The organism is Fodinibius salinus, from assembly GCF_008124865.1.
GTDB classification, from domain to species: Bacteria; Bacteroidota; Rhodothermia; order Balneolales; family Balneolaceae; genus Fodinibius; species Fodinibius salinus.
Genome location: NZ_VNHY01000002.1, coordinates 597,393 through 613,501 on the forward strand (window position 1 = coordinate 597,393; position 16,109 = coordinate 613,501).

General features: G+C 44.6%; 5 protein-coding genes. 1 reads left to right on the forward strand and 4 read right to left on the reverse strand.

Translation table 11 applies throughout. The features are described from left to right. Positions 1-76: 76 nt before the first annotated feature. The gene (locus LX73_RS07560; RefSeq protein WP_148898877.1) at positions 77-2,209 is read left to right on the forward strand and encodes a hypothetical protein; all 2,133 of its coding nucleotides are present in this window, start codon (positions 77-79) and stop codon (positions 2,207-2,209) included. A gap of 21 nt (positions 2,210-2,230) precedes the next feature. On the opposite strand, the gene LX73_RS07565 is transcribed toward LX73_RS07560, so the two are convergent. From LX73_RS07565 to LX73_RS07580, 4 genes are all read right to left on the reverse strand, one after another. Further along, positions 2,231-2,635 carry a response regulator gene (locus LX73_RS07565; protein ID WP_148898878.1) on the reverse strand — a complete coding sequence of 135 codons (405 nt, stop codon included), beginning with the start codon at positions 2,633-2,635 and terminating at the stop codon, positions 2,231-2,233. Beyond that, positions 2,632-6,492: a DUF2341 domain-containing protein gene (locus tag LX73_RS07570; protein WP_148898879.1), complete on the reverse strand. Its 3,861-nt coding sequence runs from the start codon at positions 6,490-6,492 to the stop codon at positions 2,632-2,634. Before LX73_RS07570 ends, LX73_RS07565 begins: the two co-directional genes overlap by 4 nt. After that, complete coding sequence (locus LX73_RS07575) at positions 6,489-13,355, reverse strand: OmpA family protein (protein ID WP_148898880.1); 6,867 nt, start codon at positions 13,353-13,355, stop codon at positions 6,489-6,491. The genes LX73_RS07570 and LX73_RS07575 overlap by 4 nt, the downstream gene beginning before the upstream one ends. A gap of 72 nt (positions 13,356-13,427) precedes the next feature. Continuing rightward, the gene (locus LX73_RS07580; RefSeq protein WP_148898881.1) at positions 13,428-16,076 is read right to left on the reverse strand and encodes a beta strand repeat-containing protein; all 2,649 of its coding nucleotides are present in this window, start codon (positions 16,074-16,076) and stop codon (positions 13,428-13,430) included. Between the last annotated feature and the right edge of the window lie 33 nt (positions 16,077-16,109).

Below are 16,109 nucleotides of genomic sequence, written 5' to 3' on the forward strand. Positions count from 1 at the left end.
GCTTTAATTTTTAACATTTTACTTCTAGCTTCTTTCGTTTTACGATTACGGCCTCATATCTTACAGATCTTGAATAATGCCAAAAAAAGTAACACAAAATTACCTCTCGTATTTCCTGACTATAGCAACGGGAGTGGTCTTGCTTTTTATTCCTCTTTTGGGTGATCTCCATATCGAGTCGGCGATGCTTGCTACAGTGATCGGTTGTTTCTGGGGTGGATTTCGAGCATGTCGCGGGAATCCGAATGCTGATTTTCGAGCCGCTCTTCGGATTATCGGCTATTTATTTCTGGCAGGATTACCTTTATTAGTAAATGCTATACTTACAGAATGCTTGAGCATCCACGGTCTTGCATTCTGGTTGCTTTTTCCGCCAACCGGTGTGTATTTTGGATATGCTATTGGCCGCCTGTTACGGAGTTTTCAGCTTTCCTTTCGCCGCCTGCTGTTAACGACAATCCTTCTTGCCCTGGGTATTGGCATATTTTTGTATGAGTTTTTCCACTATCCCCAAGTGTATTTTTTTAATCATGTGTGGGGCGTGTGGCCGGGACCCATTTACGATGAGACGGTAAAACTCACAAAACCAATGGTATTTTTTCGGGCACTTACCATATCTTGGATACTTTTATTGTGGCATATTCCAGCTTTTAGCCAAAAGCGGTACGCGCAATGGATCGTTGGTTTGTCAGCAATAGCGTTACTATTTGGATATACCCAGCTTACCAAGCAGGGAGTGCTTACTCCTCGCTCATATATTCAGGAGCAGCTAGGCGGGCACAAAACGACCGAGCATTTTGAGCTATATTACGATCAACGGCTATATAGCGAATACGAAATTAATAAGCTGGCTGCTGAGCATGAATTTTATTTGCAGCAAATTACCGATGCTCTGACCCTGCCGTCTCGGGGTAAGAGCAACAAAATTGAAAGCTACCTGTACGGACATCCCTGGCAAAAGAAAGAACTGGTGGGAGCTAAATTTACCAGCTATGTCCCCATTTGGCTGCAACAGGATCAGCTGCATATTGCCAAGCAGCAAACGAAAAGTAGCCTTAAGCATGAGCTGGTGCATGTACTGGCCAAGCGATTTGGCAACAGACTGTTTAATGGTAGCTGGAGTATTGGGCTGATTGAAGGACTAGCCGTTGCTATTGATGGTGGTTCCTCTTCCACTTCTACCATCGATCAGATTGTGGTATCAGAGCAGCCTTATCCGACAGCTAAAGAATTGCAGCATAGTTTTTCTCTGCTGGGGTTTTATGGCGGACGGTCGGGCGTCAACTATATTACCAGCGGTTCGTTTATCCGTTATTTGATGAATGAGTACCCTATATCCTTGCTTAAAGAGGCGTACCGCACAGCAGATATTGCTGCTTCGTACGGTAAAGACTGGCAGGTACTGGCCAACGGTTGGCACCGGCACCTAGATTCAATATCCGTTGATTCTGCGGATCAACAAACGGCCAGTCGTATCTTTCGTATTCCTTCACTGTTTGAGCAGGCCTGTCCTCACGTGCTATCTAATTTTGCAGCACGCTGGGATGAGTACCGGTTTTTAATGGCCAGTCATGATACAACCCAGGCACTAGCAGCGTTGGATGATGCGCTGGCCGCCGCCGACAGTGTAGCGTCTGTGAAAATAGAATGGAGTTTTCGTCAATTGGTTGCCGGCAAATTCGACAAGGTAAACAGAGTGGCGGCTTTGCAGGATACGACGGTAGAGCAGCATTTGCTTTATGCGGATGCATTTGCCATGAACGGTGATATTGAAACGGCTCGTCAATATTTGCGAAAAGCACGACAGCTTTTTAATCCCAAACAGGACTCACTGCTTAAGCCGGGCATGCAGGTTCGGCAGGATGACTGGCAGTGGAATATTTACAGACAGCTGCGCTATCAGAATTATTGGCCGGACTCTGTAATTTTTGCAAAAACAAATTACCACATAAAAATCCGTACCCTTAAAAAAGCAATTAAAGAAGAGCGCTGGGAATTAGTTGAGCAATATGGAAGGCAGCTCCTGCAGGTAAATCCCCGAAAGCGGTATGTTGACGAGTATCTGCTGTTTATTCATGAGCTTGCACTTCAGGGAAACCACAAGTTGGCAGAGCAATGGCGGAGAGTAGTATCAAAATTATCATTACGCCGCCGACAAGCTGAGCAATTGCAGAATGAAAGAGGGTGGCTAAAATTTATGAGCAAGTAGTACAGGTGTTTTACAGTTCTGTCAGCTAAAAATGATCTGATTAATAGTGTCCCAAAATGTACTCTTGCTAATGGGCTTTTGGATGAATCCCTCTGCACCGGTGGCTTCCACTCTAGAGTTTACTTCAGTAGGACTGAGTGATGAAATGTACATAAAAGGAATATTTTGAATACCCGAATGGTTTTTTATCTCTTCAAATAAGGTAAAACCATCTATTTCCGGCATTTCAATATCAGATATTATCAGATGGGGCTTCATTTCTGTCTGCTGCAGCTGTTCCAGCAAATGAAATCCATTGGTGAATGTTTTGACGGCATAACCCTTAGCAGTGAGCATCTTTTTTAAGATAATGTTGTGAAATTTACTGTCATCAATAACAAAAATATGACACTCATTTTCTGTAATAGAATTTATACTTTCGCTCAATTTTGAATTTGCACTTTATAGATTATGGTTCCACTTTCGCCGGGTTGCAAGCTGCCGGAAAATGTCCACGTAATGGTACCGGTATTTCCAACGCCCGGAGACGTTGTGTTACAACCGGTTAAGTTGTTGGGCAGTGAGCCAGGATTACAGTTAGAAGAGCTGTAGGTCGTGTAAGCAGGAACGTTATCAGTGACTTCAAGTGAGTTGATCGGTTGCGTTCCATTATTGCTATAGGTGATAGTATAGGTAATCAGCTCTCCCGGTAAAGCCTGGGATTTATCCACCGATTTGCTGAGTGAAAGTCCACTGTTGCTTTCGGTGACATTAATAACATCATTTCGCGATGCAGTCTGCTGGACGACCGGAGAGGTGTTCGCTAATGTAAAAGAAGCATTTAAGGTGAGAGTACCGGTGTCTCCGTTGCTTGCATTTTGTGGTACGACAACTTTCAAGAGCAGGCATTCGGTTTGACCCTTTGTTACTGAAAGGATATCTGAGTTTGTTAAGATAGGTTCACCGTTGTCAATTGTTTGATTGCAATCATTATCTTGATACAAGATTGGAGAAAAGTCGTTGCTCGACGGATTGTTGGTAGATTGAATCGAAAAGGTGACATCCCCATCCGTTTTAGCTGTAAATTTGTGTGGAAAAGTACCGCTGCTGCCGGTGGACAGATTTTTTTGTCCGTCGGTGTACAGCAGGCTTTTGTTTACATCAGAAAATAACAGCCCGGTATATATGGTACCTGTATTATTTGTAAAGCTAATTTCATCATTTGGTCGGTCATAATTCCCTCCGGTAGTGCCTGCATTTCCCGCTACCGAAAGAAAGCCTGCTTTGTTGGTTTCTTTTATCTTGATTGTACTGCCGTCAGGCGCAGTTGAGGCAGGAAGAAACATTGTATATGATCCATCTCCGGCTGTGGTGGTTTGTTTGAGAACTGTTCCACTGTTGTCAGTGGCTTCGACAGTCACACCGTCAATGCCCGTTTCTCCCCCATTTTGTAAGCCGTCATTGGCCGTTCCGCCACCGGTACCGTTATCATTAAAAACGATGCCCTGTACTTTCGAGCCTTCAAAATCACCAAACTGCTGTATGATGGGGTTGTTATTAACGGTGATCGGTTTGGTATTGGCCGTGGTTGATACGTAACCTGATGGGTCGGTGGCTGTTGGAGGACAGCTGCCAGGAGCAGGAGTACTTTCATTAGCAGCCTCAACTACTTTATAGTTGCCTGTCGGAATATTGCTAAATTCATAATTGCCATTGCCGTCAGTTTGTACACTTTGGCACGTTGTGTTATTGGTGTTGAGCAATACAATTGTTACGCCCGAGATACCGCTTTCACTTGATTCATTAGTCCCATTATGGTTGTTATCCGAAAAGACGGTACCGCTTACTTTAACGCCCGAGGTTACATTAATTTCAACATTCGATTGCTGATTACCAGTATTGGGATCAGTTTGGTTAAGCCCGTCAATTCGCGCAATATTGTTGATGGTGTTGCCCGCGGTACCTTGATTTACTGTAGCCGTTATAGTTAGTGTCTCAGAGTTACCGTTCGGAATATCTCCGATGTCCCATTCGCCGCTTGTTGGGTTATAGGTACCCTTTGTGGCGGATGCTGAACTATAGGTAATGCCGTTCGGCAGCGGATCTTTTACTAACACACTGGTAGCCTTTTCCGGACCGTAATTTTGGACATCAATAGTGTAGCTGATAGTTTCATTTTCATCAGGATTGGATTTGTCGACTGTTTTGGAAACGCCTACATCAGCATTGTTGGGAACCGGTTGTGGGTTATTGGGAAAACTTTCCGGGACACAGGGGTTAAAATCAACAGTAAATTGACGCTCGGCGGCCGGACCCGACCCGGTATAGTTTACGACTCCTCCTCTTAGTTGAAATGAAGTAACATTTTTATACTCCAACGAAACCATTCCTTCAGGATAATCTAAAGGATCCGACCCGCTAAAATTGTCGTTATTTTGAGGTTCAAAAATGTCAAAAGGAGCATCAAAACCGGTATTTAATAAAGTGGTTGTCCCAAGAGTGTATGAAGCACTTGATGCAAATCCTACTAGTTCATGCCTGTTGCCACCATCGCCGTCAACATCAGTAGCCGATACTCTAAAGCGATCTATTGTTTTGGGGGTGCCTGTACCTGCATCAAAAAATTTAATTTCAAAATCGATATGCCCTTGCCCATAATTATTGGAAATAATGGGCTTAAACGCTGCTTCATTATTACCGGTAAACTGATCGGGATTTTCTAATGTTGCGTTATTAACGTCAGTAATAGTGATAGTAGCATATGTTCCCGTTAATACATTGTCATATCGATAAACGGCACCGACCTGTCCTGAACTTCCTGATATCAGAGAACCATTTTGGAATGTAAGGGTGGGTAATCCGTCACAGCTGCTTGGCGGGGGACCGCTGCCGCTGAACTGTACTGATATGGGAGCATCATCACTATTATTAGCTGCATTTTCATCAGTTTGATCAATGGCTGACAGTGATGCAGTGTTGGTAATGGTATTGCCCTCTTGGCCAAATTGCACTTCGGCCTGGATAGTTAATGTGGCACTTGTTGAAGTAGGCAAACTTCCAATATCCCAATTACCGGACGTATTATTATAGGTTCCCTGGCTGGCAGTGGCTGATACAAACGTTAACCCTTGGGGAAGGTTGTCTTCAATTTCAACGCCGCTGACCGGAATTTCTCCATCGTTTGCTGCAGTGATGGTATAGGTAATTGTTTCTTGTTCCTCTGGATTACCATTATTAACCGTTTTAGTAACGGCAACACCATTGTTTTGTACCTGCTGTTGCGATCCCAGGGTGTAAAAGTTTTCCGGGTTATTTTGGTTATTATACTGTGTTGCTATCCAGTCTGCCGAGCGCGCTGTATTAGAGATGCGAACTTCATCAAGTCGGCCGTCAAAAGCAAGTGCGCCAGTACCAGAAAGTTTTAAAACACTATTATTGGATTGTATAGGTGGCGAATTCCCGTCAGTGGCATCCAATGAACTGTTAATATAAATGTTACGTCCATTGTTGTCTTTGATAAATGTTAGGTATTGCCAACTACCTGTTGAAGAAGATGTGTTAGATTGGAAATAGCTTCCATTTAATATAAAACTGTAATTATTTCCATAATAATCAGCTACAGAATACGATTCGTTGTATGCCCCTTTTGAAAGTAGCAATGGGAACCAGCCACCATTTGTATCTTCATTATAAACCCACATCGAGATAGTTATGGGGCCGCTAATATTCAGGGTGGGGGAGTTGGGAATTTCAATATTGCTGTTACCATCAAAGTCACGTGCAGTTCCTAGCTTACCGAGAATACTTGTAGTACCGTTATTCAGTCCGTTATTGGCATTATTTGTAGCATCGGCCAGGTTATTTGCATTAAAGTGTTGAACAACTTTAAAATTGTTATCCCAAGTATTAGAAGTTGACGGATCCGAAGTTACACTTGCATTCCCGTAAAGCATATAGATGGTCGTACTGCTGCTTAGATTTGGGATACGTACCCAGGATACAAGATTTCCATTGCTTGCATTGTAGCTTTCTATCTGATGGTCTAAAACATTGTTGCCATCAGGATCCGTGGCAAAGATAATGTCATAGCCATTAGAATTTTGCACATTAGCCTGTAGGTTGGCATCGGTAATGTCGATCAACAGGGGAAAGTTCGTATGCGAACCCTGAACCTGTGAGCCATTTATTGTAATTTCTTTGACATACTGATAGTTGCCTTGGGCTCGTCCTTGTAGGGTAGCACCCAGGGTACATGCAACCAGCAAGATTCCAAAAATTTGATATGTCTTTTTCAGTACATTCATTGATTAGACGATGATATTAACAAATGATCCTCGCGTTTGCTTAACAGTTTAAAGAGCTTAGACAAGATTGGTTTTACGGACTGATCCTGTTCTAATCCGATATTATGATCTTGGCTGATGGGAGAGAGTCGAGATTCTCCGCTGTATTTTACAACGACCATTTCTTCGCTTTGTCTATTGGTACCACCCGTGTCAAGTTGTATGTCAACCCGATTCATATCTGTGCCAGCCTGTTGCAAAAATGATTTTAGCTGTTGCTTGTGCTGTTCCGTTTGATTGTTATTCATCATAAAAGTAACGGATGTTTCGGGATAGTACGATAATGCCAGATGAATACGCTGCAGCAGATATTTAGATGCGGCACTCAATGTGTCATCCTTGAAATGAATACGGTCGGGCACGGCGGTAATTTCAGTATTAAATAAGTAATCTAATTTAGCAATGTCAGTGCCAGTATCACTGCTTATTTGTAAGTCGTTAAGCTGAGGAATAAATCGAACATTGGCATTAGGGATTTCAAAATTCAGTTCCACACGTCGGTTCATTGCCCGATCTATCATATCACTTTCTTTGCTTGTCTCCGATTGCCATTCGCTAAGCCCTTCGAACTCCACAGAGTTTTTATTTACGCCCAATGATACCAGATATTCTTGTACCGACTCAGCCCGGCGTTTGGAAAGCCCCAGATTATACTGATATGATGCCCGGCTGTCGGTATGACCAATGATCTCGAGTGTAAACTCTTCTTGTTTATTCAAAAAGTTTGCAACCAGCTGCAGCATTTCTTTGGATGCATTACTGAGCGTATCAGCATCAGAGGCAAAGTGGATGTCTTTGGGTAAGGTTGTCAGTGGTTTATGTTTGTTAACTTTAAACTCCGGAGCTTCAAATTCTATGGGTTGGATGCCAGGCATTTCAACTTCAGGTTCTGGCAGTTGCATTACCTCTTGTACCTGTTCGGGGCTATTACATTTGTTGCAGGTGTCATATAGTTTTTTCTGGCGCTTACTGGCATCGGGAGTTAAGCCGCGGAAAAGGCGCTCATCAAACTTGTAGCTGAATCCTAGGTAAACGCCTTTGCGGGTATAATTAGAAGCGGCCAGATCACGGTCGTTAAATCCGAATACGTTGAATCCTACGGCCAGCCGCAGGTTGCGTTTTACGACATACCCTACTTCAAAGCCGGCTCCGTAATCTTTACTGCCGAATCCGGCATCTGTCATAAAGCTGGCATTAACACCGCCGTCGAGCTTACGCGTAATGTCGTACATGGTGCGGCCGCTCATCAGCATGGTTAAGCTGTTAGAGTCAAACTGTGCGGATGATTCGCTTACCTTTTTGGCAGAAAAACGAGCGGAATGTGTCCAGTCGGCATTGGGGTTGAAGTTTACATTGGTAGAAAATATGTGGACCAGTCGGTTAAAGTCGCCGCCGTATTGCCCGTTTTGCTCATATTTTAGCTCGTAGCGTCCGAGTCCGTCCCAGCGGTTTTGGTCTGCTTGTCGGTAAGCAAAACCAAACCGTAGCCGCTGCTGAATGCGATTGGCCGTGCCGGCATTAGATGATGTTTGTAAGTTAAAGATATTTTTACCGAGGAACGTCCAATTGGGACTAATTTTCCGTCCATATCCGAGGGTGTTTAAATAGCTGTTGGCGTTATTGCTAAAACGTGCCTCGGCGCGAGCAGTAGCTTTCCAAAGAGGGTTGGTGGTATAATCAACAGCAGTAGAAATAGAAGTACCTTCGTTGCCGGCATTTCCAGAGAGGCTATATATGCGCTCCAGACTTGCAGTAATACCTAAGCCTTCGCGAACTTCGAAGCGATTTCGGAGTCCGATAGCTGCCTGTGCACTACGTCCGTCAAAGGTATCGTTAACACGGTATTCACTATATACTCGTCCATTTTGCATGTAGCTGGCATCAAGGCCAACAACCGTATTTTGGCGACGTTGGCTACCGTCCAGATTGTACTGTCCCAAAGCACTGGAGACAAATTCGTGCCGGGCATAAATTTTGCCGCGATTTTTAAAGCTGTAGTTTCCGCCCATTGCAATAAGCCGGCGGTCCCACTCCGTTACATCCTGCTCATATTCACCAAATACTGTAGCTCCATCCACTTTGGGAACCCCCACCGTTAATTTACTGCGGATGTTTTTGTTGGTTATATCCTGGCCCTGGGGTTGGTTTTGGTCGGAGTAGCGTACGCCCAGCTCGCCGCGGATATCGGGCGTAAATTGTCGCTGAACATTGACTAAGCCGCCAGTGGTGTTGGTATTAAGAGTGTCGTTACTGCTGTAAAGAAGCTCTGTTTTTAGATTTGTTGAGTTTGTAAGCTCTATAGATCCTCGTGCGCCTACCTCTGTACGTGCTTGCCCAAGCTGTGAGGAACGGTTCACAAAGTCCTCATTTGTCTGGCCGGCAAAAAGGCGTCCATCTATTTTGTTGCTTCGATGCTGTAGCTCGAGGCGGCCGCCGCGCCCATCCCCATCTTGCTCAGTGGTACTTTCAGCTATTTCGCCAATAAGGCGGGTATTTTCTCCGAATTCAACTGTTGAATTGACGCTTTTGAGTCGGTAGTTGTTTTCGGGATTACGATCTTCAACAAACGATCCGCCCATTGTAAAAGAATCAGTAATATTAAACTGACCGTCAGCTCCGCCAATCCAATAATCCTTGCCTCCGTCTTGAACTTCATAAGTCACGCGGATATAAATGGGATTGAGTTCTTCATCCGCACTGCGCACCGGAGCGTTAAATATAATATTACCTGTAAATGGCTCGATCACATAATCCCGAAAGCGAGTCAGCTTTTTACGATCAATAACTACCGACGGCTGATTGCGATCGCGTGTTATAAGTTCGACTCGTTCGCTGTTCACCAAAATATTATCGCTCTGCAGCTCATAGGGACCTGAAATACCGCGTCCGCGAAATTCTTCAATACGCTGCAGTGAAGATGCTTGACTTCCAAATACATTGATCTTGCCCCAGTCTTTTTCATAGTGAACTTTAAGACCGGTCTGAGTTCGGTTGTATTCGCCAAGACTTTTAGCGGGATCACGTTTTTGCGTTTCAAAATCACCATAGAGTGCGTATGTCTTTTTCCGCTCAACCCGAACATAAAGCCGACTCGTGGATTGTGCATCATATCCCTTTACGGAAGACTCTCCATAGACCGGATAAAATTCGTCCGGCTGAATGTCTCGGAACAGCTCATCGTCATCTTTTTCAGAATCAAAGGCAGCCGTCAGTAGCATATTTCCCTTAATTTTACCTTTCAGGAAGAAAGCTGCCCGGGCATCGGCTGTAGCATTACCGGTTTTATAGGAGAGTGATTTCAGCTCACGTTCAAAACCGTCAGCGCTGTGGGCGGGAACAATACTGGCGCCGTCATTCAGGCGAATACTCCCTTCAATAATACCAGCTGCAATAAGGGGGCGCAGGTCGGGCAAGAAGCTAACAGTAGTTGTTTCTTCAAGTGCGCCTATAGCCACCCGTACTTTTACGTCTTGTGGTGCCGTGGGAGACTGAAGCTTAAGTCGCTGGCTACCATTTTCAATATAGGTTTGGGTTCCCGGTTCCGTTGGATTCCGATCCTTAACCTTCCATTGGCCGGCCGAAACATCCAGGGTAACAGGAACACGAGAGCTTACCGGGATGCCCGTTTTATCAAGCAGTTGAACCTGTACGATTGCTGCAGAAGTACCATCGGCAGACACATCATTGACGGGAACATCCAGGTCAATTTGTTTAACCTTGCCAGGGGCAAAGAGGGTTATTTCTTTCTTTCCTCTTGGATTTCCAAAGGGATCGGTTTCGGTGAGTGTAAGCGTATTTTTGCCGGGTGAAAGCTTAACCCCAATATACTCCTGAGCCTGCAGGTTAGTCTGAGAAAGGGAGCTTTTTTTACTGATCCGATCGTTACGCAGCGTATCTCCATTTACAGCAAGAGATAAGGAAGCTCCCATTTTGCTTTTTACCCATATTCGGCGCTGTGCGGTTCGCAGCGTATCACCATTTTGAAGGCCAATAAAACCGAGCTCTGCCTCTTCTTGGATCATAGCCTCTTCGAGCGTAAGCTGTTTTTTTACTGTTGAATCAGCAGCAGTGGTATCGCTTTTAATATTTGTTTTAGGCGTTGTGGACTCATCAGAGTTTTTAAGCTCTGGAGTTTTAGTATTGCCGACAACGCCACTGGCTTTGGCTCGTTTCCTATTGCTTCTGTTGCGATTGTCTTCAACGCGAATCTTTTTACTAACGGATGAACCAATTTCGCTGTTGGCGGACGAGGAATATTTTTTCTGTCGTTGCTTTATTCGCTTGTGTGTCTGTTCATCACAGTCGCAAACCGAAAAGTCAGCACGGTGCATTTGGCCTTTCTTTAGATCTACAAAGCGGCTTGAAGGATCACCGGCATGACGATTATCCAAAACCCCCAGCTTACTGCCTTCAGGCAATGAGTAATTATCAAGCTTGAGAATATGTTTGTTCGGATTTATACCGTAGAAGGTATATTGTCCGTTGCTGTCAGTAACTACAAATGAACCATTTTCGAGATATAGTCGCACACCCGGAACGCCAAGCTCACCGGGATCTTGCACACCGTTCTCATTACAGTCGGCAAATACTTTACCGATAATGTAGCCTTTGTCCGTAAACACGCCACCGCGTACATCAATAGTATGCTGAGCTTGGTTACTTTGGATTTGAATACTCCGATCACTAACAGCAACGGCCGTATTCTTACCGTCGCCTTTCATAGCACCGGTTCCTAACAATGCGCGATAGCTGAGCGTTACCGATCCATTGGCTGGGATATCACCAATATTAAAAGTCAGTGAAGGTCCTTGATCTCCATCAGGGTCTGCAATGGGTGATCCGTCACGGAGAGTGGTCCCTTTTTCATAGCGAAATCCAAAGGGAAGCATATCTTCCACGCGTACATCCCTGACAACGGATGATGCATTATTGGCCACGGTAATTTCATAATTAACGAAGTCGCCTATCTCTGCATTCTCGGTTGAGGCTGTTTTTTCGATAAAGAGCGTGCCGTCGGTTGACGGATCGAGCGGGGTATCAAAGGTAATAGCTCCCGGTTGTGAAAAAACAAACTCTTTACCGAAAGAAGTTTCTTCCCGGACGGTTTTATCAGATGGTAGTTCAGAAGCAGACAGTTGTGAAGGAAACTGATATCCGGCCGGCGGTGAAATTTCAATACGATAGGTGCTGGACTTTACATAAGGGAACCTGAACTGTCCGTTTTCGGAAGTCGTTTGGGTGCTGTTAATTTCATTATTACCGGTTTTGTTAAATACATCAGCCGGTGCGCCGGGGTTGCCGCCGTTGCCGTTTCCGGTAACATCAATAAGAGTAACCTCAGCACCGGATACCGGTTCACCTGTCTGGCTGTTAAAAACAACACCGTGTGGATCAACAACAATGTTAGCAGTTGTACTTTTTTGGTTGTTGCACTGTGGCATGGTGGCCGTAATTACATCGTTGCTGAGTGTTTCGAAAATACCATTATCCTGATTGACTGGGTTGTTGGAAGCATCACGGGTAGGTACGTTGGGAATGATGCGAAAATAACCGCTATTGTTGCTTGTTTCTATAGCGTCAAATGTTTCGGTGTCCGTAGTTTTTTTGGAGGTCAGCGTAATTTCAGACGTATCTTGTGTTGCAAAATTAGCGTTACAACCAGCAGCGCTTGCTTGCAGATGCAGATTATCACCTAGCTGTGTAGCATAGCTTGTATCAGAATACGAATTATCAATGTAGTAGTTCAGCTTGGCCTGTTTTTGAGGCAGGGAAGTTTGTACGGTGTTAGTTTGAGCAGAGTTATTTTTATTATTGCTGTTGATGGGATCGTTGTAGTTAAGTTGAGCAGTGTTTTCTAACACTCCGGCAGCATTATCATTGACAGAAACATCGAATTGAATATCTAATTGTTCGCCGGGCTGTAAAGCATCAAAGGCAATAGCAAACTCGTCTACCTTTGAGAGATCTGTCGGTCGCTGGGTAGTATAAGTAAATTCCGGTTCCCCGATAAGGTGATACAACGGCTGTCCGCCATCGGCATCAACTATTTGTTGAAAAGTAGAGTTAGCCGGTATCTGATCCCGAACTACAACTTTATTTTGAGAATTACCATCAACAGAAATTAGTAGTTTTTTAGCAACCTGGTCGCCATTGTTGCCGCCAGTAATACGATAGGTCAAAATTTTTCCCGGTTCTGGGTTTTGCTGAATAGCTTGCTTTTGAATGCTAATAGTTGGTCCCTGTAAGACCTGTATCGTGTTGGTGGTTTGTGACAGAACCTGATTTTGTTGGGTTTGGGCCTGTATAATGATTTTACCCATATCACCGGCTTTTGCAGAATTGTTTACTATTGTTGAAACCTTAAAACTAACAGTATCGGAGGGATTAATTGTTACTGTAGAGCTGGATACAGGGGTTTGTGGGGCTGCAGACGAAGCTGCTTTAGGCTGAGGTTGATTTGTAGATTGGGGTTTTATTGATAGATTGGCAAAGTCAAAGTCATCATTGTTACCGTTGCTGACTGTCACGGTAATGGTAGAGGCAGTGTTACCTGTGTTGGAAAGGGTGTGGGTAAAAGTGCGTAATTGTCCTCTGCGTTCAACCACATTATGGTCAGGCCCAATTACGACACTTTCTTTTTTGTTGACAATGGTTGTTAGCTCATTAGAACTAACACGTACAGTATCTGTATTCCCCGGAATAGTGAAATAGCCGGATGCTTTATTTTTAATGTGCGTATTCGGGGCGGGGGACTGTTGTGCCACAGCCGTAGAAGCAGCCAAAGCCACTACCATAAATATGATATATGGGAATAGTTTACGCACTAAATGTGATTGAACTTAAGTTGCTGAAAAGAAGTGAGGAGGCTTCACCCTCCTCACTACGGAACAAGATTTTTAGCTGTCTATTTGTACAGCAAATTCGATAGTAAACGATTCTCCGGGCGCAAGACTGCCAACGCTTACCTCAATTGGCCCAGTATTTCCATCACCGGGTTCGTTATCGACAGATGGTGATACGCTACCACTGCTAGCTGATACTGTTCCATCTTGGGTAGTATAGCTGGGAATGTTATCGGTTACATTAACAGTGTTTACCGGTGCAGAACCTTGGTTGGTAACCACAATCTGGTATTCAATTACTTCACCGGGATCGGCATTTAAGTTTGCTGTGCCGTATGGGTTACCGGATCCTTGAATACGCTGTGATTTATTGATAGCAAGATCACCGGCCTGTATAGTGGTGACATCATTGACAGAAACATTCAGTGTTCCGGTTCCTGTGCCGCCAACCGATTGACCTGAACCGTCATCTGAAGTACTAAGCGTCGTAGTGTTGGATGTACCATCGGCTACGTTTGCACCAGGCTGAACCTGTACAATCAGCTGTATCTGGTCTCCATTTTGCAGGGCTCCTACACCACTTGGCAGAACTGCCGCACCGTTGCTGGCAGTTGTAACTTGTGGGTCGCCACTGTTGATAGTGCCACTACCATCGGCATCGTAAAATACCTTTGTAGGGAAACCGCTTGTCTCAGAGTTTGACAGATCCAGCTGTAGTGTTGAGTTCGTTCCATCATTTTCTACAACATTACCAGTGTTGGTAAGTGTATGAGTGTATGTAATGGAACCACCTGCGCTTACAGTACCGGTTTGGTCACTAACGAGTGTTAGGCTTCGCACGGCATTTACATCAACCGCGTCGTGTTTAACATCAGATGCGCCTGAAGATGATTGTGCCTGGAAGTAGATGCTTTGCGGAGCACTGTAGTCAGCACCAGCAGGTACTGTTACAACAGCTGTAACTTCCATGTTGCTACCCGATGCAATAGATCCGGTACTGGTAATGGGATTTCCGCCAGAATCTTGGAATTCTACCGACCATCCGGCAGGTAGCGTGATAGAACCGAAAGTATTATCGGTACTGGCAGCAAGATTGTAAGTATCAGCTACTGAACTGGTATTGTTAATAAACAGTGTAAAGCTTGTTGTAGTACCAGGGTTCGTAGTGTTGGTTGTAACAGGACTATTTTCACCGGTCGGGTTAATGCCTTCGCCGGGAGCACTTCCATTTACTGCCTGATTGTTCGTTACATCAACCGTGTTTGCAGTAATGTCTGTTATTTGATCGGTTACTTGTACCGACGTTGAAGGATCGTTCACAGAAGTAGCCGTCTTGGTAAGGTTGTAGGGTCCCGCTCCTGAAGCCCCAGATGGGAGCTGCACGTGTACAATTACCTGAACTTCACTTCCCGGGCTTACCGGACCGGTATCAGGGGTGGAATCGCCATTGGTATCACCCAGTAGTCCGGCTTTGTTTCCGCTGCCGTCAGACGCATACAGTTGAAATGACGTTCCGGAAGGATAATTCGCCGTATTTGATAACACAATGTTATACGTATCTGCAGAACTGCCGTTATTCTTAAAAGTGTTCACAAACTCAACGGCTGAACCTTGCGCAACCGGTCCTTTTGATACCGTAGAAGTTCCAGCGTCAGTTACGGAGTAATCTTCATTAACGGTGAAGTTAGCTGGAGCAGTGGTTTGTGATGTGGACAAGTCATCATGGTTCAATTCTCCAGTATTACTGATTGTTTGTCCTTCAGTACCGGTAGCAACCTGTACATCAAAAGTTATGCTGCCGCTTTGTCCGGGGCTAAAGGTACCAACGTCAACAGTAATTAAACCGTCGCCGCCATTGCCCGAGCCATCATAAGTAAAGCTGTCGCCGTCATTGCCATCAGTAACTCCGGAAGAATTTACCTGCGCAGAACCAGAAACGTAGTCAAAGCCGGCAGGCAGAGGATCACTGATCGTTAGGTTTGTCGCATCAGAAGTACCAGTATTGTTATAGTTTAACGTTACTGTAACTTGATTTCCGACATCACCGCTATTTGTATCCAGCGATTTGTTAAGCGTTACTACAGCATTTTCAGATACCGTTGCTGTATTTTGTACAGTAGTACTCACATTGCCATCGAACTGGCTTGTTGCTGTAACGTCAACCGTTTCTGACTGTCCATCTGTAGCACCAGTGGGCACATCTGCTCTAACAACAACCGTATAAGTATTGCCTGCTGCTATACTGATCGTAGATGTGATTGGTGAATTGAGGTCGTCAGCTGAGCCATCCTGGTTGGCATCTTCAAATATCTGAATATTTGTGAAACTAAAATTATTCGAAGATGCAATAGTGGAAAGATCAAAGGTATCTGATCCATTACCATTATTTGTTATGGTATGTTGGAATACAGCGGTTCCACCGGGGCTTACCGTTTGGGTAATGCCTGATGAAACAGTAACAGCCGCTACTTGCTGTACCGTTGTTTCCACACTGTTAGAGGTAACCGTTTGTGTATTACCGTTGTTATCTACATACGTAGCAGAAGCTTGGTTCCCAATGGTTGTACCGGCTGCGGGATCACCACTTTGAGCCATAGACACGCTAGGTGTCAAGCTCATGGCAATTCCCACCACCATACAAACCGCGAAAAAACCAACCATTTTACTACGCAACTTTTGAGCTGAATAAAGTTGAGTATTCATATAGTTATTTTGTATTAGTGATTGTTATTTATT